Origin of the sequence: Endozoicomonas sp. GU-1 (assembly GCF_027366395.1) — a bacterium.
In the GTDB taxonomy this organism is placed as follows: domain Bacteria; phylum Pseudomonadota; class Gammaproteobacteria; order Pseudomonadales; family Endozoicomonadaceae; genus Endozoicomonas.
Genome location: NZ_CP114771.1, coordinates 4,359,364 through 4,381,447, shown reverse-complemented (window position 1 = coordinate 4,381,447; position 22,084 = coordinate 4,359,364). Strand labels below are relative to the sequence as shown.

General features: G+C 51.6%; 15 protein-coding genes. 5 read left to right on the top strand and 10 right to left on the bottom strand.

Going from position 1 to position 22,084, the window contains the following annotated elements; translation table 11 throughout:
* Positions 1-329 precede the first annotated feature (329 nt).
* Positions 330-1,220 (top strand): nucleotide exchange factor GrpE, encoded by an 891-nt coding sequence (locus tag O3276_RS18070; protein ID WP_269672582.1) that lies wholly within the window; start codon positions 330-332, stop codon positions 1,218-1,220.
* A 513-nt stretch (positions 1,221-1,733) separates the two neighbouring features.
* Positions 1,734-2,843 (top strand): hypothetical protein, encoded by a 1,110-nt coding sequence (locus O3276_RS18065; RefSeq protein ID WP_269672581.1) that lies wholly within the window; start codon positions 1,734-1,736, stop codon positions 2,841-2,843.
* 145 nt (positions 2,844-2,988) lie between these two features.
* On the opposite strand, the gene tuf is transcribed toward O3276_RS18065, so the two are convergent.
* The 4 genes from tuf to rpsL form a co-directional block, all read right to left on the bottom strand.
* On the bottom strand, positions 2,989-4,182 hold the full coding sequence (tuf, locus tag O3276_RS18060; protein WP_101748084.1) for an elongation factor Tu: 1,194 nt from the start codon (positions 4,180-4,182) through the stop codon (positions 2,989-2,991).
* Between the two features lie 156 nt (positions 4,183-4,338).
* The gene (gene fusA / locus O3276_RS18055; RefSeq protein WP_101748083.1) at positions 4,339-6,441 is read right to left on the bottom strand and encodes an elongation factor G; all 2,103 of its coding nucleotides are present in this window, start codon (positions 6,439-6,441) and stop codon (positions 4,339-4,341) included.
* Between the two features lie 18 nt (positions 6,442-6,459).
* A complete protein-coding gene (rpsG, locus tag O3276_RS18050) occupies positions 6,460-6,930 on the bottom strand; it encodes a 30S ribosomal protein S7 (RefSeq protein ID WP_101748087.1) in 471 nt (156 codons plus the stop codon).
* A 149-nt stretch (positions 6,931-7,079) separates the two neighbouring features.
* The gene (gene rpsL, locus O3276_RS18045) at positions 7,080-7,454 is read right to left on the bottom strand and encodes a 30S ribosomal protein S12 (protein WP_101748082.1); all 375 of its coding nucleotides are present in this window, start codon (positions 7,452-7,454) and stop codon (positions 7,080-7,082) included.
* A 490-nt stretch (positions 7,455-7,944) separates the two neighbouring features.
* Between rpsL and glpX the strand changes: the two genes are divergently transcribed.
* Complete coding sequence (gene glpX / locus O3276_RS18040) at positions 7,945-8,955, top strand: class II fructose-bisphosphatase (protein WP_269672580.1); 1,011 nt, start codon at positions 7,945-7,947, stop codon at positions 8,953-8,955.
* A 256-nt stretch (positions 8,956-9,211) separates the two neighbouring features.
* On the opposite strand, the gene O3276_RS18035 is transcribed toward glpX, so the two are convergent.
* Positions 9,212-9,589 carry a hypothetical protein gene (locus tag O3276_RS18035; protein ID WP_269672579.1) on the bottom strand — a complete coding sequence of 126 codons (378 nt, stop codon included), beginning with the start codon at positions 9,587-9,589 and terminating at the stop codon, positions 9,212-9,214.
* Between the two features lie 140 nt (positions 9,590-9,729).
* Here O3276_RS18035 and O3276_RS18030 point away from each other — a divergent pair, with 140 nt between their 5' ends.
* Complete coding sequence (locus tag O3276_RS18030; RefSeq protein ID WP_269672578.1) at positions 9,730-9,993, top strand: YihD family protein; 264 nt, start codon at positions 9,730-9,732, stop codon at positions 9,991-9,993.
* 37 nt (positions 9,994-10,030) lie between these two features.
* Here O3276_RS18030 and O3276_RS18025 read toward each other — a convergent pair whose 3' ends face one another.
* Complete coding sequence (locus O3276_RS18025) at positions 10,031-10,624, bottom strand: phosphatase domain-containing protein (protein WP_269672577.1); 594 nt, start codon at positions 10,622-10,624, stop codon at positions 10,031-10,033.
* Positions 10,625-10,853: 229 nt separating this feature from the next.
* Between O3276_RS18025 and O3276_RS18020 the strand changes: the two genes are divergently transcribed.
* Positions 10,854-11,234: a hypothetical protein gene (locus O3276_RS18020; RefSeq protein WP_269672576.1), complete on the top strand. Its 381-nt coding sequence runs from the start codon at positions 10,854-10,856 to the stop codon at positions 11,232-11,234.
* On the opposite strand, the gene O3276_RS18015 is transcribed toward O3276_RS18020, so the two are convergent.
* The 4 genes from O3276_RS18015 to rpoB all read right to left on the bottom strand — a co-directional run bounded on the left by O3276_RS18015 (position 11,235) and on the right by rpoB (position 21,965).
* The gene (locus O3276_RS18015) at positions 11,235-11,993 is read right to left on the bottom strand and encodes a TlyA family RNA methyltransferase (protein WP_269672575.1); all 759 of its coding nucleotides are present in this window, start codon (positions 11,991-11,993) and stop codon (positions 11,235-11,237) included.
* 355 nt (positions 11,994-12,348) lie between these two features.
* Complete coding sequence (locus tag O3276_RS18010; RefSeq protein ID WP_269672574.1) at positions 12,349-13,329, bottom strand: hypothetical protein; 981 nt, start codon at positions 13,327-13,329, stop codon at positions 12,349-12,351.
* Positions 13,330-13,606: 277 nt separating this feature from the next.
* A complete protein-coding gene (gene rpoC / locus O3276_RS18005) occupies positions 13,607-17,818 on the bottom strand; it encodes a DNA-directed RNA polymerase subunit beta' (protein ID WP_269672573.1) in 4,212 nt (1,403 codons plus the stop codon).
* A gap of 70 nt (positions 17,819-17,888) precedes the next feature.
* On the bottom strand, positions 17,889-21,965 hold the full coding sequence (rpoB, locus tag O3276_RS18000; protein ID WP_269672572.1) for a DNA-directed RNA polymerase subunit beta: 4,077 nt from the start codon (positions 21,963-21,965) through the stop codon (positions 17,889-17,891).
* Positions 21,966-22,084 lie beyond the last annotated feature (119 nt).

Here is a 22,084-nt window from a genome sequence, read left to right as displayed (position 1 = left end):
ACTTACCATCCGGTTAGTTATTTGTGGAAAACAAAATGGTTAAATTGCAACGTTTTTTAACAATGAACCCGTTGGTAAGGCTCTATTGAGTTCGTAGCATAACTTGCACGAGCCATTTTAATACAAACAATTAACACAAGGATTGTCCAATGAATTGCATAGCCGCATCTGAATTTGCGATACCCCTAACTGTGGATTTGACCGATCCGCATGGTAACGATAAACCTGTTACAGAAAGCCACGAAAACCCGGGGCAACCAATCCACCACAGGGCCATATCGCCGATCAATCATCCTGAACCCCGGGAGCCCGAAAACCTCAGGTTATTGATGGAACCTCTGCCCGGGCAAACAACTGGATTTCACCAGATGCAGCCGCTTATAGCTGATGAGATTACCATTGATAATCCGGAATTTAAGCGGCCACCCGGAAAAATAAAAAAGCTGGCCCTGGCAATAAAAATCTTTTCTAAAAGCTTTAAAACAATGTCTTGTTTCAATAATCCAGAGACTGACAGGAGTGCACGGGTAGAAAAAATACGTAACCGGGTTTTCACCGGAACCGCGGCAGTGCTAGACATACTGACCGGGGCAATTATTTTAAAAGGATTTATAGACCTTATAGGTTCTTGTCGTCAACGTGGAGAGTCAGACACTATACTCCTGGATTTTCTTCTTTTGGCTATCGCCATAACCGTAATGTTTGGGACTTTTGGTATTGGTTGGCTGCTCTCCCAGGGAATCTCTCACCTGGTGACTTCAATCGTGGCAGCGTCGGTGGATACCCGTGAAAAATTAGCCGAGATGACCGGCTTTACATCACCAGAAGAGAGATTTTTAAACAAATATCAAAGAACGCAGGAGTCTCTCACCGTATTGAAAACCAAGCTTATTGATGCTGAGCTGTCCCGTACTTTAGGACATTGTCAATCCAGTGAAGCAGAGCGTGAAGCCAGAGAGCAGGCCAAACTTGATACCCAAGCTTTGAATCCAGGTACTGCCAAGGATAAATGGTATGATTCTTTACAGCGTTATTACCTGAGAGAGTGGGCTGAGTTCTATAATTACAGTAGTAAGGAACTAAAGGAGGAAATCCGTAAAACCGAAGATTGGCTTAACAGGGCAGCAAAAGAGAAAGAACGGCTCTGTAATGAACAGGAACTACAAAAACTGAATGTTGTGGTTGCTGACGAAAACCGGGCTCACCGGGCTCCTATGTAATTCGAAGGTAATGGGCTGTGTGTACTGTTAGAACTGTAGACGTCAGCCCTTTAAAAATGGCGTGTGAAGAGCGCCTTCTTCTCTTGGGCATACCACATTTCAGAAGAACCTTAAACATTTCATTCTACAGCTAGCCCACAAGTACCGGCCAGGGGTTAGCGATGCTTCTTAGGGTAGACATTAAGGCCAAGTTGTTGTGAAACAAGGGCTGTAGAGCAGGTATGTAATCAAGTATTGCGATTCTACTTCATTGCACATACCCATACAGCCCAGAGAGCTCGTTTCTGAATTCTTATACGGGAGGTCAGAAACACCCCTACAGCCTTTACCAATAAAGGGCTTCGCTTAATGTCTACCCTAAGAGCGATGCTTACCGGCTGGTTAGTGCTTTATTGAATAAAAAATCATTTAATATTTTCAATTGATGAGAAAGAGACGGAAATGTTTTATCAATTCCCTGCCAGAATTTCCAGGCAATCTCTAAATACCCGCAATTAAGACAAGGAGTGTCCCATGATTAACACAACGGCTACATTATTGGGATCTGCGCCCCCCTCAACTCAAGCAAAAAAAGCGACAGAGCAGCCAGGGGACGATAAAGCTGTCGAGTCCAACAGCCATAAAAGGCCAGATCAGTCACTCTCTCAAAGGGCAGTCTCTTTAACTGAGCCATCACCAGAACTCAAAGCATCCGAAAAACTCAAGCTAACGGCAACTACGTCATCAAAACAAACAGCCATTGACCAGATGCATTCACCAATGAAGGCTGATATTACCATTAATGATCCGGAGTTCAGGCAACCACCCGGTAAAATAACAAAGCTTGCCCTGGCGATTAAAATCTTTTCGAAAAGCTTTAAAACAATGTCTGATTTCAATAATCCAGAGACTGATCGGAGTGCCCGGGTGGAAACCATACGTAGCCGGGTTTTCACCGTGTCCACTAAATTGTTGGACATACTAACCGGGGCAATAATCCTGAAAGGGTTTATAGATTATTTGGGTTCCCATGAGAGTCTTGGATCTTCAGTCAATTTTCTTGGACTGCTTATTATTGATCTTATCGCCACAATCGTATTTTTTGGGGCTTTTGGTATTGGCTGGCTGCTCTCCCAGGGAATTTCTCGCCTGTTGACGTCAACCGTGGCAGCATCGGTGGATACCCGTGAAAAATTAGCCGAAATGACCGCCTTTACGTCACCAGAAGAGAGGTTTTTAAAAAAATATCAACGAACGGAGGAGTCTCTGTGCGTACTGCAAACCAAGCTTATTGATGCAAAGCTGGCCAGAACGTTAAGAAATTGTGACAGAGGAAACGCAGAGATTAAGGCCGAAGAGCGTGCCAGAAAGGAGATTGCAAAGTTGAATCCTGGCGCTAAAAAAGAGACATGGTTTGAATCTAAACAGCGCGAACACCTGAGAGATTGGTATGAGTTTTACGCGTTCAAAATTGAGGAACTGGAGCAAGAAATCAGTAAAACCAAAGATTGGCTTGACCGGGCCGCAAAACAGAAAGCACTGCTCACTAAAGAACAGCGGGAACTGGAGGAACTGTATGATGACGTTGCTCCACCGATTGTCGGCAAATTGAAGCTGGAACCGCTTAAATTGATTCGTGTTTAATTCCCGGTTAAATCATGGGCGAGCAGCTTCTTTCCTGCCCTTTGAACTTCTGGCAACACCTGTTTTTCCAGCCCCAAAACGAGAAACCCCGGCCTAAGCCGGGGTTTCTATGGAGTACGGGAATAAATTTTCCAAAGAAAATTTATTACTCCATGATTTTGGCAACAACGCCAGCACCAACAGTACGGCCACCTTCACGGATCGCGAAGCGCAGACCTTCTTCCATCGCTACCGGGTTGATCAGGGTAGCAATGAAGTTGATGTTGTCACCAGGCATGACCATTTCAACGCCTTCGTTCAGTTCTACAGCACCGGTTACGTCAGTAGTACGGAAGTAGAACTGTGGACGGTAGCCCTTGAAGAATGGCGTGTGACGACCACCTTCTTCTTTGGACAGGATGTACACTTCAGCTTCGAACTTGGTGTGCGGAGTAACAGTACCTGGCTTGATCAGACACTGACCACGCTCAACGTCTTCACGCTTGGTACCACGCAGCAGGGCACCGATGTTCTCACCTGCACGACCTTCGTCCAGCAGCTTACGGAACATTTCAACACCAGTAACGGTAGTCTTGGTAGTCTCTTTGATACCAATGATTTCTACTTCGTTACCAACGTTGATGATACCACGCTCAACACGGCCAGTTACTACAGTACCACGACCAGCGATAGAGAATACGTCTTCGATAGGCATCAGGAATGGCTGATCGATCGCACGCTCTGGCTCTGGGATGTACTCGTCCAGAGTTTCAACCAGCTTACGTACAGCAGAAGTACCCATTTCGTTGGTGTCTTCGCCGTTCAGGGCCATCAGGGCAGAACCGATGATGATTGGCGTGTCGTCGCCTGGGAAGTCGTAGGTGTCCAGAAGTTCACGAACTTCCATCTCTACCAGTTCCAGCAGCTCTTCGTCGTCAACCATGTCGGCTTTGTTCAGGAATACCACGATGTATGGTACACCTACCTGACGAGACAGCAGGATGTGCTCACGAGTCTGTGGCATGGGGCCATCAGCAGCAGAACATACCAGGATAGCGCCGTCCATCTGAGCAGCACCGGTGATCATGTTCTTAACGTAGTCAGCGTGTCCTGGGCAGTCTACGTGCGCGTAGTGACGGTTTGGAGAGTCGTACTCTACGTGTGCAGTAGAGATGGTGATACCACGCTCACGCTCTTCTGGAGCGTTGTCGATCTGGTCGAATGCACGCATGGTGCCGCCCCAGGTCTCAGCACATACGCGAGTCAGTGCTGCAGTCAGGGTGGTTTTACCGTGGTCAACGTGACCGATGGTGCCGACGTTTACGTGCGGCTTCGAGCGTTCAAATTTTTCCTTAGCCATGTCTCTTAACCTTTAGCTATAGATAGTTCGAGGGTAGCAATATCAAGCAGGGCATTCTAACAGCCATTGTCACCGGAAAGAATTTCTCATGTTAAAAAAACATAAAAAAAAACGGTTATTCCCGGGAAGCCGACGGTCAGAACCCCTTAGTTAATATCAACCCTGGTTTTTGATGACCGCTTCAGCAATGCTGGCGGGCGCTTCGGCATACTCATGAAATTCCATGGAGTATGTTGCACGCCCCTGAGTTGCTGAACGCAGATCGGTAGCGTAGCCGAACATTTCACCCAGCGGCACCTGAGCATTAATCACCTTGCCAGAAGGTGTATCTTCCATCCCCTGAACAATACCGCGACGACGGTTCAGGTCGCCCATAACGTCACCCATGTAGTCTTCTGGTGTTACCACCTCGACCTTCATCATAGGCTCCATCAGGACCGGCTTGGCCTGAGGCGCGTATTTCTTCAGAGCCTGCGAAGCAGCGATTTTAAACGCCATTTCGTTAGAGTCAACATCGTGGAAGGAACCATCGTACAGACGAGCTTTCAGACCCAGCAGCGGGTAGCCGGCGATAACGCCGTTCTTCATCTGTTCTTCGATACCTTTCTGGATAGCCGGGATGTATTCCTTCGGAATCACACCACCCACGATTTCGTTGATGAATTCCAGACCTTCTTCACCGTCGGAAGCAGGCGAGAATTCAACAACAACGTGACCGTACTGACCGCGACCACCAGACTGCTTGGCAAACTTGTGGTTAGCGTCAACAGAGCCTTTCAGCTTCTCACGGTAGGCAACCTGTGGCTTACCAATATTGGCTTCTACCTTGAACTCGCGACGCATACGGTCAACGATGATGTCCAGGTGCAGCTCACCCATACCGGAGATGATGGTCTGGCCACTCTCTTCGTCAGTGTGTACGCGGAAAGATGGATCTTCCTGAGCCAGTTTGCCCAGAGCGATACCCATTTTTTCCTGGTCAGCCTTGGTCTTTGGCTCAACCGCAACGGAGATTACCGGCTCAGGGAACTCCATGCGCTCCAGAGTGATCACGCTGTCCATGGCACACAGAGTGTCACCGGTGGTGACATCTTTCATGCCGATCAGCGCGACGATGTCACCAGCGACACACTCTTTCAGCTCTTCACGGTTGTTAGCGTGCATCTGAACCATTCGGCCAACACGCTCTTTCTTGCTCTTGACCGGGTTATAAACTGAATCACCGGAGCTCAGAACACCGGAGTAGTTACGGATAAAGGTCAGAGTACCCACGAATGGGTCAGTGGCAATCTTGAACGCCAGGGCAGCAAAAGGAGCGCTGTCGTCAGCTTCACGAGTAGCAACCGTGCCTTCTGCGTCGTCCAGGATACCTTCGATCGCCTTGACTTCTTTTGGCGAAGGCATCAGCTCGATAACGGCATCCAGAACAGCCTGTACACCCTTGTTCTTGAAGGCAGAGCCGCCGAACACAGGGATGATTTCATTGGCCAGAGTACGGGCACGGATACCGGCCTTGATCTCTTCTTCTGACAGATCACCCTCTTCGAGGTATTTTTCCATCAGTTCTTCAGTGGCTTCAGCGGCAGCTTCGACCATGTACTCACGCATTTCTGCGCACAGCTCTTCCATGTCGGCAGGAATGTCTTCGTAAGTGAAGCTCATGCCCTGGTCTTCTTCGTTCCAGATGATGGACTTCATCTTCACGAGGTCAACCACGCCCTTGAACTCGTCTTCGGCACCGATGGTCATCTGCATGGGGACAGCGTTGGCATTCAGACGGTCACGCAGCTGGCTGATCACCATTTCGAAATCAGCACCGGTACGGTCCATCTTGTTGACGAAGACCATGCGGGGTACTTCGTACTTGTCAGCCTGACGCCATACGGTTTCAGTCTGAGGCTGAACACCGGAAGAGCCACACAGCACGACGACAGCACCGTCGAGTACACGCAGGGAACGCTCTACCTCGATGGTAAAGTCAACGTGTCCTGGTGTGTCGATGATGTTGATACGGTGCTCATCAAACTGAGCATCCATACCACGCCAGAAACAGGTAGTAGCAGCAGAGGTAATGGTGATACCACGCTCCTGCTCCTGCTCCATCCAGTCCATGGTGGCAGCACCATCATGAACTTCACCGATTTTATGGCTCAGACCGGTGTAAAACAAAACACGTTCTGTGGTCGTTGTCTTACCCGCGTCAACATGGGCACAGATACCAATGTTGCGATAGCGGTTGATCGGGGTTTTACGGGCCACGACTCAATCCTCTGATACTTAGAAACGGTAGTGGGAGAATGCCTTGTTGGCTTCAGCCATACGATGCACGTCTTCACGCTTCTTAACGGCAGCACCCTTGCTTTCGGCAGCGTCCAGCAGCTCTCCAGCCAGGCGGAGTTTCATGGACTTTTCACCACGCTTGCGCGCAGCGTCTACCAGCCAGCGCATGGCCAGGGCAGTACGACGGGCAGGGCGAACTTCAACGGGTACCTGATAAGTGGCACCACCAACACGGCGAGACTTAACCTCTACCATAGGAGCGATGGTTTCCAGAGCTTTTTCGAACAGCTCCAGAGGCTCCTTATTGGTACGCTCCAGAACGATGTCCAGGGCACCATATACGATCTTTTCAGCGACAGATTTCTTACCGCTGACCATCACGTGGTTGATGAATTTAGTGAGTGTTTTGTTGCCAAACTTAGGATCTGGCAGCACGTCGCGCTTAGCGACTACGCGTCTTCTTGGCATTGATAAGCCCTCTACGTCGGTCTTCAGGTAATCCAGGATCAATCATTGACTTTTTCGATACAAAAAAGCAGTGACCTGGCCTTACTCTCATCAACCTGATATTAAAAAAATTCTTACCCGGCTTGACACTGGTTTCTTACAACCAGTTTTTAGCCTTTAGGTCTCTTGGTACCGTACTTGGAACGGCCCTTCTTACGGTCGTTAACACCCTGGGTATCCAGGCTACCGCGAACGGTGTGGTAACGAACACCTGGCAAGTCCTTTACACGACCGCCACGGATCAGAACAACACTGTGCTCTTGCAGGTTGTGACCTTCACCACCAATGTAGGAAGTCACTTCAAAGCCGTTGGTCAAACGCACACGACATACTTTACGCAGCGCAGAGTTAGGCTTTTTAGGGGTAGTAGTATAAACACGGGTACAAACCCCGCGACGCTGAGGACAGGCCTGCAGCGCAGGCACGTCCGTCTTTCTAACCTTACGCTTCCGGGGCTTGCGCACCAGCTGGTTAATTGTTGCCATTCAGCAAACTCCAATCTCTATTCGAGAACCGTTTCTAAGTGTTGAGTCTGAACCGTCAGAGGAAAGAGCAGTCCAAACTCCTGCTTTAAACAGCAAAAGCCGGCAGAAACCGGCTTATACAACCCGGTCCACGACTAACTCACAAGAAGCGAACCACGGGCAAAATAAAGCGCAGAAATTTTACGGATCGACAAAAGCAACGTCAAGTAGGGGATTCAGCCATATAAAGCGAGAAATATCCCATAGTCTGGCACAGAAGCGTGTTTAACAGGGGATTCTTACTGTTTTAAGGAAGGCTAACCAAAGACAGGGAGGATAATTTACGGGCAAAAAGTTAGCCAGAAAAAAAAGATAACCCAATGATTTATATATTCTTTAATAAATCCCCCTGATCCGGCAATCACTTTCCCGAACAAATGATAAGCGCTGCCAGAGCATTACCAGATATGCTAAAGTCGCCACCCCACACACCTTCAAAGTTTAAAACTCAATGAAACGCGAACTGGCAATCGAATTTTCACGGGTCACCGAAGCCGCCGCCCTGGCAGGGTATAAATGGCTGGGACGAGGCGATAAAAATGCCGCTGACGGTGCAGCCGTCGAAGCCATGCGCACCATGCTGAATAAAGTCGATATGCACGGCGAGATTGTGATCGGTGAAGGAGAAATCGACGAAGCGCCCATGCTGTATATTGGTGAAAAAGTCGGCACCGGCAACGGTGAAAGCATTGATATTGCGGTTGACCCGATTGAAGGCACCCGCATGACAGCCATGGGCCAGAACAACGCCATCGCCGTCCTGGCCGCCGGTGAAAAAGGCTCCTTTTTGAAAGCGCCGGACATGTATATGGAGAAGCTGGTCTGTGGACCGGGTGCCAAAGGCGTGATCGACCTGAATCTGGGACTGCGTGAGAATATCCGGAATGTCGCCCGCGCCCTGCACAAACCCATTGAGAGTCTGGTGGTCATCACCCTCGCCAAACCACGTCATGATGCCGCCATTGCCATGATGCAGAGCATGGGTGTTCGCGTCTTTGCCATTCCCGACGGGGACGTTGCTGCTTCCATCCTTACCTGCATGCCCGACAGCGAAGTTGACCTGATGTACTGCGTGGGCGGAGCACCGGAAGGCGTGGTTTCAGCAGCCGTTATCCGGGCACTGGGTGGCGATATGCACGGCCGTCTGGTAACCCGTGACAAAGCCAAGGGGGAAACGCCGGAAAACATTGAAGCGGGCCGACAGGAAGCGGAACGCTGCCGGGAAATGGGAGTAGAGCCGGGTAAAGTACTGCGCCTGGATGATATGGCCAGTTCCGATAACGTCGTCTTTTCAGCCACCGGCATTACCAAGGGTGATTTGCTCCAGGGCATTATGCGCACCGGCAATATCGCCACTACCGAAACCCTGGTGGTTCGCGGTAAATCCCGAACCATCCGCCGCATCCAGTCCACTCACTATCTGGATCGCAAGGATGATGATATCAAGAACATCATTCTTTAATCCACCGGGAGGTTGTCCGGGAATAACGCCCGTTTAGTGCAGAAAAGCGTTAATACCCGCACACCCCGTTCATCCTGAGTGCTGAGCTTGTCGAAGTATCGAAGGATAGTGCCACCGAACTTCGATACTTCGACAAGCTCAGCACTCAGTCCGAACAGAGTCAGGCAATGAAAATAGGGAAGTTATTTCCAGACAACTCCTTAGCTGCACTGAATAAGCCGGTAACGGATATTAAACAGCACATTGCGAACACCATCTATGAATCCACTACACATTGATCTTCAGACATACCAAGCAACTCACAAGGGGAGTCGCAATTCGGGTTTATAACACCCGTGTCCCTGAACTCTACCAAGCAGGCAGTATGAAAAGCAGCCTCTTGATGGATAGCCCTAAAGCTGTAGGCCACAGTGGCCACATTCACCGCCAGCATAAGCTTTGTGCGCCTTGATGGGCTCCAGCCCTCCAGAGCGCATTGCGCCAGACCCAGAATACTACCAAAGGTCCCGGTAGCGAACGTCACTGTATAACTCTGCCATTTTGGCTGAGAGAAGCCGAAAAGCGAGCTTTCATTGGTGGTCATCGTTTTAAGGCCAAACATGGCAAGATGTGCTGCTACATCCCCAACATTCATAGATAATAATTCCGTTTTGCTTAAAAGGATTGTTCGATAGACTGCTGTCAGACACTTGGAATTAATGAAAAGTTCCAGATGATTCGTGCTCTTGCCACACCGGCGAAGCATCTCCAAACCTTCACCTTGAGTACTAAAATATGAGCAGTCACAGAATTAACGAATTGATCGAGCTCCTCTCCCCACAGTGGCAAAAACAGGATCACCTGAACCTGGTACAGATTATTGAAGCCCTGGCCACAGAAGCTGGCCACAAAGGACCCCTAAACGATGTAACGGATGACCTGCTGATCTATCATCTAAAAATGAAAGGCGAGGCTCCGGATGCGATGATTCCGGGCCTCGCCAAGGATGTTGAGGTCGATTTTAAGGAAGCACTTCTCAAGGCCCGTGGCTGTAAATAACCAGGGAAACGTTTCCTTCCCGCCGACTATTGAGAGGTCAGTGCTGCACACCTGAAGACAGAGTCTTCAGAACAGCCTTGAGGGTATTATCATTAGCTTTCAAAGAGCCACCCAGGTAGGCAAATTCCAGCAGTGACTGGTCAGGTTTCCAGCCGTGAGAAAGGCGGTAGATAACACCCACCACACCACCACGCTGGGTGCCTCCGACGCAGTGCACATACACCGGAGCAGGATGGGCACTCAATTGTTCCGCAATATGCCGGATTTGGCTCTGGTCAAGGCTGGCATTCTTGTCAAAGGATAAATCAACCACTTTAATACCCTCACTTTCCAGCCATTCACGCTCTTTATCAGCCGAGGTGATGGCAAAAACGGTTTTTATGCCAAGATTGGCAAGACTGTGGGCACCATCAGCACTCTCCAGTTCACCTCCCCGGTAGAAGTGATCGTCATAACGAATCAGCCAGGTTTTCAGGCCATCTCTCTTACCAAGCACCTCATAACTCTGATGGTTCCATTCATCAGCTGTTGGCGGCAGGACTCCACGAAAACCGGATTCATAGGCCGTGACTCTGTTCTGTCCCCAGTCACAAGCTTCCTCATGGTCGGCAAGGGCACCAGGTGAAAACATATTGAGCACCACGAAAAACAGGGAAGGGAACCAGAACCGGCAAAGTTTGACAAAGTACATTGCACTAACCTCAATCATTGCTTGACAGGGTGTGGTTAAAACTAGCACAACGTTGTTTTTTTTCTAATTGGCTGATTGCCTGAAAACCAAATCCTTTCAACCACAAAGCCATCTCCTTTTTTCCCGGTCCTGCCGATGCAAACAGTCTGAAAAGGCCTCAGAAAGCGCCATGACCACAGCACTCAACAGAATGACCGGCTCCATTTTAGCGTTGACCATTTCGGCATCAGCCGCAGTGAGCAGGGCACAGCCATCAGAGTCCTGGTATCAGCAAGTCTGGTGTGAAGGAATGGATGGTAAAGTGGAGCACCGACTGAAAGACGGCCGTCGTATTGACTGCCTTACGGATCAATACGCCATTGAGGTGGAATTTGCCCGAAAGTGGCCGGAGGCAATCGGTCAGTCATTAAACTACAGCATGCTGACCGGGAAACAAGCGGGGATTGTTCTGATTCTCAAAACAGCAGAGGACCAGTCACACTGGCAGCGGCTGAAGACCGTTATCAAACACTACACACTTCCTATAAAAGCATGGAAGCTGGGCCCATGATCAATGGCGCTGAGCCCAGATAAAAAATTCACGATTGCCATCACCACCGGTAATCGGGCTGTCGAAGTAACCTCTCACCTGTAAACCAAGCTCAATGCAGCAGGCTTTGATAGATTGCTCAACCTCTGGATACAACCGGGAATCCCTGACAATCCCTCCCTTACCCAGTCCGCCGGGCCCCACCTCAAACTGGGGTTTAACCAGGCTCAGCAGCTGCCCTCCCGGTTTTAGCAGAGGCACCAGCGATGGTAAAATTCGGGTTTGGGAAATAAACGACACATCCATAACCGCAAGATCAAATCCCTGTTGCTGATCCGTATGGTTAAGGAGTGCAGCTGGCAATGCACGGGCATTCATCCCTTCCAGACAGACCACCCTGGGATCCTGACGCAGCGACTCGACCAGCTGGCCATGACCCACCTCAACCCCTATGACCCTGGACGCCCCGGCCTGTAATGCACAATCCGTAAACCCACCGGTAGACTGGCCAACATCAATCACGGTTGCACCGGTCAGGGATATACCAGACACCGCCAGTGCTCCGGCCAGTTTCATTCCGCCCCGGGAGACAAATTGATCGGCTTCATCCTGACAGATATCAATCTCAACCCAGTCAGGGTATTTCTGACCCGCTTTGCCCGGTGTTTCCCAGCCTCCTGACTGCCGGACTTTCACCCTGCCTTCACTGATTAATCGCTGGGCCCGACTTCGGGAAGACACTTTACCCTGATCCACAAGAATAAGATCGAGTCTGCGCATAAATAAACTTTAAATAGAAACGACAACGGATTCGACATTATACACCAGTCGCTAGTCAGTTCAGGTATTGCGAAGGCCATACTCACAGAAGGGATTTAACTGAAACCTGTCAGGAAAATAAGCACAATCACGGATACTGGAAGAATTAAGTAATTGGCCAAATGGAATCGTATATTTCTGGCTAAGTGGGCAGTTGCTATGCAAGGCGCAACGTAGGGAGCATAGCCGTAGCTATGTGACCGGAGTTGCAACGCCGCACGACTGCATGGATGCAGGAGCTAGAGCAACGCAGGAGCAGTTGCCGGGAGTGACTGACAACTTAGTCAGAAATATATGATTTCATTTGGTTAACTACTTAACGAAGGCGCCCTTCATCCGCATCTTTACGGGCCGCTTTCCACTGATAAAGGGCCAAACTGGCCACTTTATCGATTTTATGCATCACTTCTTGTGCCCTGCCTTCATCCGCTATGGTCCACGGAGCCGTTATCCCGTGAAGAATATCAACCTGCACTTTTTGAGACACAGGCCGCCCTCGTTTACCCTGAGAACCCGCTTTGCCTGACTCAAGAAAAGCGTCTGCCAATTGTTCATAATCCGCTCGACGCGTCCGACGTATTTCAGTGCACGGGTTGTGAAAAGTCTCCCCCAGAATCTTATTGACAATTTTACCCACATCTTCTCCAGCTGAACTCACTCCTGATAACTCATGCAGCAAAGTAAGAAAGATGCGAGGTCTTATCACACAGGCAATCTGCAAGGCTTCTCTCAGGCTGACATCATCCGGCAGACCTTGCTCTGTCGCTTTCTTCTTTCTGGATGCCTCTTGATTCAATCGATTAACCGCAGCCATTGTCCTCTCTGCTGTCAAGGCATCCACCCTGGCATTCAAATCTGAAAAGTTCATCAGCAGATCATCAAGGACTTTCATTAGTGCGACAATGTCGTGTTTTGAGCATCGGCCATCTCCTGATAGCCCGGGCAAAGTGGGCGGAGGATCACTAGACGTCACACCAGGATTACTTTCTTCCCTCATTGGGCCACGGTAGTAAAGTGCCCCCGCCGCAAACCCACCCCCAAGGTAACAAATCGCAGGAAGGGAAATCATACCGGTGTAGAGACCAATACCGGCGATCACCCCCACCCCTCCCAATCGTTCACACCAGGTTTTATGCTCCCGGTAAGTGTTGCCAACAACCGGCAACAGCTTTTTGGTCACAGGCACACAGACATCCCACACCCAGGCTCTTGCCCTCTGTAAACGGCCTCCCTCCCCTGCAGGACCGGGCTGAATCAGATTCCGTGAACCAGCTGTTTTGACAGCTAACGCTTCCACACCTCAATCCCCTGAAAACCTTAGTGCTGGATGAGTCCAACCATTATTGGAATAACCGACACAAACCGGGTATTTAGAGTGCTAAGAGGAAACACCAGTTCCCCTGTATAACTACACACACCGTCAAGTATGCGTAAAATATCCGTTAGGTGACTCAGAAAGCTGATCAGCAATAAAGTCACCAGTACATTTATTGTTATTTTTCAACAGACAAAAAAAAGCCACCGGTCAGGTGGCTTTTTTGGATGTTAAAGGCAGGCCTTTAACGGATCAGCAATTAAACTTCACCGAAGTTCAAAGCATCAGACAGTGCCTGCTCGACTTCAGAAGCCGAGATCTTGGCCGGAGTCTCAAACTCAACTTCTTCACGTCCCTTACGACGCTCAGCGTGGTAAGTGAGGCCGGTACCTGCCGGGATCAGACGACCAACGACCACGTTCTCCTTCAGGCCACGCAGGTAATCGCGCTTGCCGGTTACCGCCGCTTCGGTCAGGACACGGGTAGTCTCCTGGAAGGAAGCCGCAGAGATGAAGGATTCTGTTGCCAGAGATGCCTTGGTAATACCCAGCAGCACGCGCTCGAACTTGGCCGGGAAGCCGTTTTCACGGTTAACACGGTCATTCTCTTCCAGCAGGCGTGTGTACTCCAGCTGGTCACCACGGATAAAGGTGGAGTCACCGGTATCGGTGATTTCTACCTTACGCAGCATCTGACGCAGAATGGTCTCAATGTGCTTATCGTTAATCTTTACACCCTGCAGACGGTAGACGTCCTGGATTTCGTTAACGATGTAGCGAGCCAGTTCACCAACACCCAGCAGACGCAATACGTCGTGTGGATTGGTCGGGCCGTCGGAGATAACTTCACCGCGGGTTACCTGCTCACCCTCAAACACGTTGAGGTGACGCCATTTTGGAATCAGCTCTTCATAAGGATCAGTACCGTCAGTCGGTGTAATCACCAGACGCTTCTTACCTTTGGTTTCCTTACCGAAGCCGATGGTTCCGGAGATTTCCGCCAGGATCGAGTGCTCTTTTGGCTTACGGGCCTCAAAGAGGTCAGCAACCCTTGGCAGACCACCGGTGATGTCCCGGTTACCGGAAGACTGCTGAGGAATACGGGCAAGTACCGCACCCACTTCCACCGTGGCACCATCCACCAGGTTGACCAGGGCGTTCGCTGGCAGGAAGTACTGGGCAGGAACGTCAGTACCTGGCAGCTTCAGCTCGTTACCATTGGCGTCTTTCAGCTGAATGGCTGGACGAATATCCTTACCGGCGGACGGACGATCCTTCGGATCCATCACTTCCATATTGGACAGACCGGTCAGTTCGTCTGTCTGCGTCTTCACGGTGATGTTTTCATCCATACCCTGGAATTCAACAATACCGGCGGTTTCCGTGATGATCGGGTGAGTGTGTGGATCCCACTTGGCCACGGTCTGACCCGCTTCCACCAGGTCGCCATCCTGCACCGAAATCATTGCACCGTAAGGCAGCTTGTAACGCTCACGCTCACGGCCAAATTCGTCAGCAATGGCCAGCTGTCCGGAACGGCTGACCGCTACCAGAGTACCGTCCTTACGTTCAACCGACTTCAGGTTCAGCAGACGGATAGAACCTTTGTTCTTCACCGTTACGCTGTCGGCCGCTGCGTTTCTCGATGCCGCACCACCGATGTGGAAGGTACGCATCGTCAACTGTGTGCCCGGCTCACCGATGGACTGGGCAGCGATAACCCCCACAGCCTCACCTTTGTTCACCAGGTGACCACGACCCAGGTCACGGCCATAACACTTGGAGCAGATACCGTGACGGGTTTCACAGGTAATCGGGGAGCGTACGCGCATCTCGTCAACATTCATGGTTTCGAGACGCTTCACCCACATTTCATCAATCAGGGTGCCGGCAGGTACGGCAATTTCACTGTCGCTGCCTGGCTTGAGTACGTCTTCTGCCACCACACGGCCCAGAATGCGCTCACCCAAAGGCTCTACGATATCACCGCCTTCAATGTGCGGCGTCATCAGCAGGCCGTCGTTGGTGCCACAGTCGTCTTCAGTGACCACCAGATCCTGGGCAACGTCAACCAGACGACGGGTCAGGTAACCGGAGTTCGCTGTTTTCAGCGCAGTATCCGCCAGACCCTTACGAGCACCGTGGGTGGAGATGAAGTACTGGAGTACGTTCAGACCTTCACGGAAGTTCGCGGTAATCGGCGTTTCGATGATGGAGCCGTCTGGCTTGGCCATCAGACCACGCATACCCGCCAGCTGACGAATCTGTGCCGCACTACCCCGCGCTCCGGAGTCCGCCATCATGTAGACGCTGTTGAAGGATTCCTGCTCTTCTTCCTCGCCCTGCTTGTTGATCACCGTGTCGGACTTCAGGTTGTCCATCATCCGCTTGGCCAGCATTTCGTTGGCACGGGACCAGATGTCGATAACCTTGTTGTACTTCTCGCCGGCAGTCACCAGACCAGAAGCAAACTGGTTTTCGATCTCCTTAACTTCTTCGTTGGCGTCATCGATGATGCGCGCCTTCTCAGGAGGAATAACGAAATCGTTAACACCGATGGAAGTACCGGAAATCGTTGCGTACTGGAAGCCCAGATACATCATCTGGTCAGCAAAGATAACGGTTTCCTTCAGACCCACCCGACGGTAACAGGCATTCAACAGGCCGGAGATCGCCTTCTTCTTCATGGCCTGGTTAACCAGGGCAAAAGGCAGGCCCTGAGGAACGATATCCCACAGGATCATTCGACCAACGGTGGTATCCGCCAGGAATTTGTTTTCGTGCTCAACCCCTTCACCGTCCCGGTATTTCTCATGGACACGCACCTTGATGCGGGCATGCAGGTCAACCGCCTTGGTGCGGTACGCTCGCATCACTTCGTCGATATCCACGAAGGCCATGCCTTCACCCTTGGCATTGATACGCTCACGGGTGATGTAGTACAGACCCAGTACCACGTCCTGGGAAGGTACGATGATCGGCTCACCGTTGGCGGGTGCCAGGATGTTGTTGGTGGACATCATCAGGGCACGGGCTTCCAGCTGGGCTTCCAGCGTCAGCGGTACGTGCACCGCCATCTGGTCACCGTCGAAGTCGGCGTTATAGGCAGCACACACCAGTGGGTGCAGCTGAATCGCCTTACCTTCGATCAGTACCGGTTCGAACGCCTGAATACCCAGACGGTGCAGGGTTGGCGCACGGTTCAGCATGACCGGGTGTTCGCGGATGACGTCTGCCAGAACGTCCCACACCTCAGGGGTTTCCCGCTCAACCATCTTCTTGGCGGCTTTAATGGTGGTAGCCAGACCTTTGGCTTCCAGCTTACCGAAGATAAATGGCTTGAACAGTTCCAGCGCCATCTTCTTGGGCAGACCACACTGATGCAGACGCAGGGTAGGACCTACGGTAATAACCGAACGACCAGAGTAGTCTACACGCTTACCCAGCAGGTTCTGACGGAAACGACCCTGCTTACCCTTGATCATGTCAGCCAGGGACTTCAGAGGACGCTTGTTAGAACCGGTGATGGCACGACCACGACGGCCGTTGTCCAGCAGCGCGTCAACGGACTCCTGCAGCATCCGCTTTTCGTTACGGACGATGATGTCCGGCGCGTTCAGATCCAGCAGACGCTTCAGACGGTTGTTACGGTTGATCACCCGGCGATACAGATCGTTCAGGTCAGACGTGGCGAAACGGCCACCGTCCAGCGGCACCAGCGGACGCAGGTCTGGCGGCAGAACCGGCAGAACGGTCAGGATCATCCACTCAGGGTTGTTGCCAGAGTGATGGAACGCTTCCAGCAGCTTCAGACGCTTGCTCAGCTTCTTCAGCTTGGTTTCAGAGTTGGTCTGTGGAATCTCTTCACGCAGCGTGTTGACTTCGTCTTCGATGTCGATATCCGCCAGCAGACCTTTGATCGCTTCGGCACCCATGCGGGCATCAAAGTCATCACCAAACTCTTCCAGTGCTTCGTAGTATTGCTCATCCGACAGCAGCTGGTTTTTCTCCAGCGTGGTCATGCCCGGATCAACAACAACGTAAGATTCAAAGTACAGTACCCGCTCGATATCACGCAGGGTCATGTCCAGCAACAGACCGATACGGGATGGCAGGGATTTCAGGAACCAGATGTGGGCCACCGGGCTGGCCAGCTCAATATGACCCATGCGCTCACGACGCACCTTGGCCAGGGCAACCTCAACACCACACTTCTCACAGATAACACCACGGTGCTTCAGTCGCTTGTACTTGCCACAGAGGCACTCGTAGTCTTTGACCGGGCCAAAAATCTTGGCACAGAACAGACCGTCACGCTCAGGCTTGAACGTACGGTAATTGATGGTTTCCGGCTTTTTCACTTCGCCGTATGACCAGGACCGGATCATGTCCGGTGAAGCCAGCGCAATCCGAATAGCGTCGAATTCGTCCGTCTGGCCCTGTGTCTTGAGCAGATTCAATAAGTCTTTCAAGATCGTATCTCCTCGCGGTGCAAGGTGCCTGCTGTTCTATCAGAAAGCAGGCACCCTGGCCACACGTTCGTTATTCGGTTTCCAGTTCGATGTCGATGCCCAGTGAGCGGATTTCCTTCAACAGTACGTTGAAGGATTCCGGCATACCGGCTTCCATTCTGTGGTCGCCATCCACGATGTTTTTGTACATCTTGGTACGGCCAGTGACGTCATCGGACTTCACAGTCAGCATTTCCTGCAGAGTGTAGGCCGCACCGTAAGCTTCCAGTGCCCAGACCTCCATCTCCCCGAAACGCTGGCCACCGAATTGTGCCTTACCACCCAGAGGCTGCTGGGTAACCAGAGAGTAAGAACCAGTAGAACGAGCGTGCATCTTGTCGTCTACCAAGTGGTTCAGCTTGAGCATGTACATGTAGCCAACGGTGACCGGACGCTCAAAGGATTCGCCGGTACGACCGTCAAACAGCTTGACCTGACCACTGTCGTTCATGTCCGCCAGGCGCAGCAGGCGCTTGATCTCGGTCTCCTTGGCACCGTCGAATACCGCCGTTGCCATTGGGACACCGCCACGCAGGTTGCGGGCCAGTTCCAGTACTTCGGCATCGCTGAAGGCGTTAACCTCCACCGGGCTGGAACCAGGAATACCGTTGTAAACCTCGTCCAGGAACTTGCGCAGTTCCGCCATGCTCTGCTGAGCTTCCAGCATGCGGTTGATCTTGACGCCAAGGCCCTTGGCCGCAGCACCCAGGTGAGTCTCCAGCACCTGACCAACGTTCATTCGCGATGGTACACCCAGAGGGTTCAGTACGATATCAACCGGATTACCCTCTTCATCGTGCGGCATGTCTTCTACCGGCATGATGATGGAGATAACACCCTTGTTACCGTGACGACCCGCCATCTTGTCACCAGGCTGGATACGACGCTTGATGGCCAGGTAGACCTTGACAATCTTCAGGACGCCAGGAGCCATGTCATCGCCAGTCTGGAGCTTCTTCTTCTTGTCTTCGAAGCGCTCATCCAGCTGGGCACGACGCTCTTTCAGCTGTTCTCTGGACAGATCCAGCATCTCATTGAGTGCCTCGTCTTCCATGGACAGTTTGAACCACTGCTCGTGCTCCAGGCCATCCAGATAGCTGTCGCTGATCCGGTCACCCTTGCCAAGACCCGGTGCGCGAACCACTGGCTGATCACGCAGGGCACCGCGCAGACGGGCGAAGGTGTCATGCTCAACCACACGGAACTCTTCATTCAGGTCCTTGCGGTATTCATCCAGCTGCGCCTTTTCAATAGAAAGTGCACGGGAGTCCTTCTCTACGCCATCACGGGTAAAGACCTGAACGTCAATAACGGTACCTTTGACACTGGTCGGTACACGCAGAGAGGTATCCTTAACATCGGATGCCTTCTCACCGAAGATGGCACGCAGCAGTTTCTCTTCTGGCGTCAGCTGGGTTTCACCTTTTGGCGTCACCTTACCGACCAGAATGTCACCCGCGCCTACTTCTGCACCGACATAAACGATACCGGCTTCATCCAGCTTGTTCAGGGCAGACTCACCAACGTTGGGAATATCGCCAGTGATCTCTTCGGAACCCAGCTTGGTGTCACGGGCCACACAGGTCAGTTCCTGGATGTGGATGGTGGTAAAGCGGTCTTCCTGAACGACACGCTCAGAGATGAGGATGGAGTCCTCAAAGTTGTAACCGTTCCAGGGCATGAACGCGACGCGCATGTTCTGACCCAGCGCCAGTTCACCCATGTCCACAGACGGACCATCTGCCATGATGTCGCCACGGGCAATCTGATCGCCCGCCTTCACCAGGGAACGCTGGTTAATACAGGTGTTCTGGTTAGAACGGGTGTATTTGGTCAGGTTGTAGATATCAACACCGGCCTCACCTGGCTGCACTTCATCATCGTTCACACGCACCACGATACGGGCTGCGTCAACGGTATCGATCACACCGCCACGACGGGCAACCACACAGACACCGGAGTCAGAAGCCACGTTGCGCTCCATACCGGTACCCACCAGAGGCTTCTCTGCTCTCAGGGTTGGTACGGCCTGACGTTGCATGTTCGATCCCATCAAGGCACGGTTGGCGTCGTCGTGCTCAAGGAATGGAATCAGAGAGGCCGCAACCGATACCATCTGCTTGGTGGATACGTCCATGTACTGGACTTTATCCGGGCTCATCAGGGTGGCTTCACCACGGTAACGAACAACAACCAGCTCTTCCGTCAGTTGTCGTTTTTCGTCCATGGCCGCAGAAGCCTGGGCAATAACGTATTCACCTTCTTCGATAGCAGACAGGTAATCCACATCCTCAGTGACCTGACCATCAACAACGCGACGATATGGCGCTTCCAGGAAGCCATAGTCGTTGGTACGGGCATAGGTTGCCAGCGAGTTGATCAGACCGATGTTTGGACCTTCAGGCGTCTCAATCGGACAGACACGACCGTAGTGAGTCGCGTGTACGTCACGCACCTCAAAGCCGGCACGCTCACGGGTCAGACCGCCCGGGCCCAACGCAGATACACGACGCTTGTGCGTAATCTCGGACAGCGGGTTGTTCTGGTCCATAAACTGGGACAGCTGGCTGGAACCGAAGAACTCCTTGATCGCCGCCGCTACCGGTTTGGCATTGATCAGATCCTGAGGCATCAGGCCTTCGGATTCCGCCAGGCTCAGACGTTCCTTAACGGCACGCTCAACACGTACCAGACCGACACGGAACTGGTTCTCAGCCATTTCACCCACGGAACGTACACGACGGTTACCTAGGTGATCGATATCGTCGCAGATCCCTTTACCATTGCGGATATCAACGAGGATGCGCAGAACATCAATGATGTCGGAGTTATCCAGAACACCGGAACCGGTATCTTCATCACGTCCCAGACGACGGTTGAACTTCATTCGACCAACGGCAGACAGGTCATAACGCTCGGTGGAGAAGAACAGGTTCTGGAACAGGGCTTCCGCAGCATCCTGCGTTGGCGGCTCGCCAGGGCGCATCATGCGGTAGATTTCAACGAGCGCTTCCAGACGGTTGGTGGTGGTATCTGCACGCAGGGTGTCAGACATGAACGGACCACACTCCAGCTCATTGATGTACAGCGTTTCTACGGTTTTGATACCGGCAGACAGCAGTTTTTCATAAACGTCAGGGGTAATTTCAGTGTTGCACTCAACAATGATTTCACCGGTCGATTTGTGAATAACCGTCTTTGCCAGAACACGGCCATAGATGTAATCTACCGGCGCTTCCAGGTTCTTGATGTTGGCTTTCTGCAGGTCGCGGAGGTGTCGTGCAGTGACTCGGCGGCCCTGTTCGACAATCACATTACCGTCGTTATCGTAGATATCAAAGCTGGCCGCCTCGCCTCTCAGACGATCGGCAACAAACTCGGTGCTGACATTTTCAGCGCCAATATTGAATTCAACAAAATCAAAGAAATTATCAAGAATTTCTTCATTGGAAAGCCCGATGGCTCTCAGCAGGATGGTGGCAGGCAGCTTACGACGACGGTCGATACGGACATACAGCAGATCCTTTGGATCAAACTCAAAGTCCAGCCATGAACCACGGTAAGGAATAACACGGGCAGAATACAGCAGCTTACCGGAGGAGTGTGTCTTACCCCGGTCATTATCAAAGAATACGCCCGGAGAGCGATGCAGCTGGGATACGATAACACGCTCTGTACCGTTGATAACAAAGGTACCGTTATCGGTCATGAGCGGAATTTCGCCCATGTACACTTCCTGCTCTTTGATATCCTTGATTGCCTTGTTAGCGGAGTCTTTATCGTAGATAATCAGGCGCACCTTGACCCGCAGAGGTACTGCGTAAGTGACACCCCTGAGCTGGCATTCCTTGACATCAAACGCAGGAGCACCCAGTCTGTAGCTAACATATTCAAGGGCGGCATTGCCGGAATAACTTACGATTGGAAAGACAGATTTGAAGGCTGCGTGCAGCCCGATATCTTCTCTGGCTGCCGGTTCTTTATCTGACTGCAACAGCTTGTGATATGAATCAAGCTGAATCGCCAGCAGATACGGCACATTCATGACACTCGGCAGCTTGCCGAAGTCCTTGCGGATGCGTTTTTTCTCTGTATACGAGTATGCCATCAGCGTTCCCCAGCTTGGTTACCTGTTTTTGACTTCAGGCGGCGTCGCCTGGCCATAGTAGGTTAGTTCGAGAGCGGGTGGCTCCCTGTCAAAACCAATAAATTTTCAACTTTTATGGT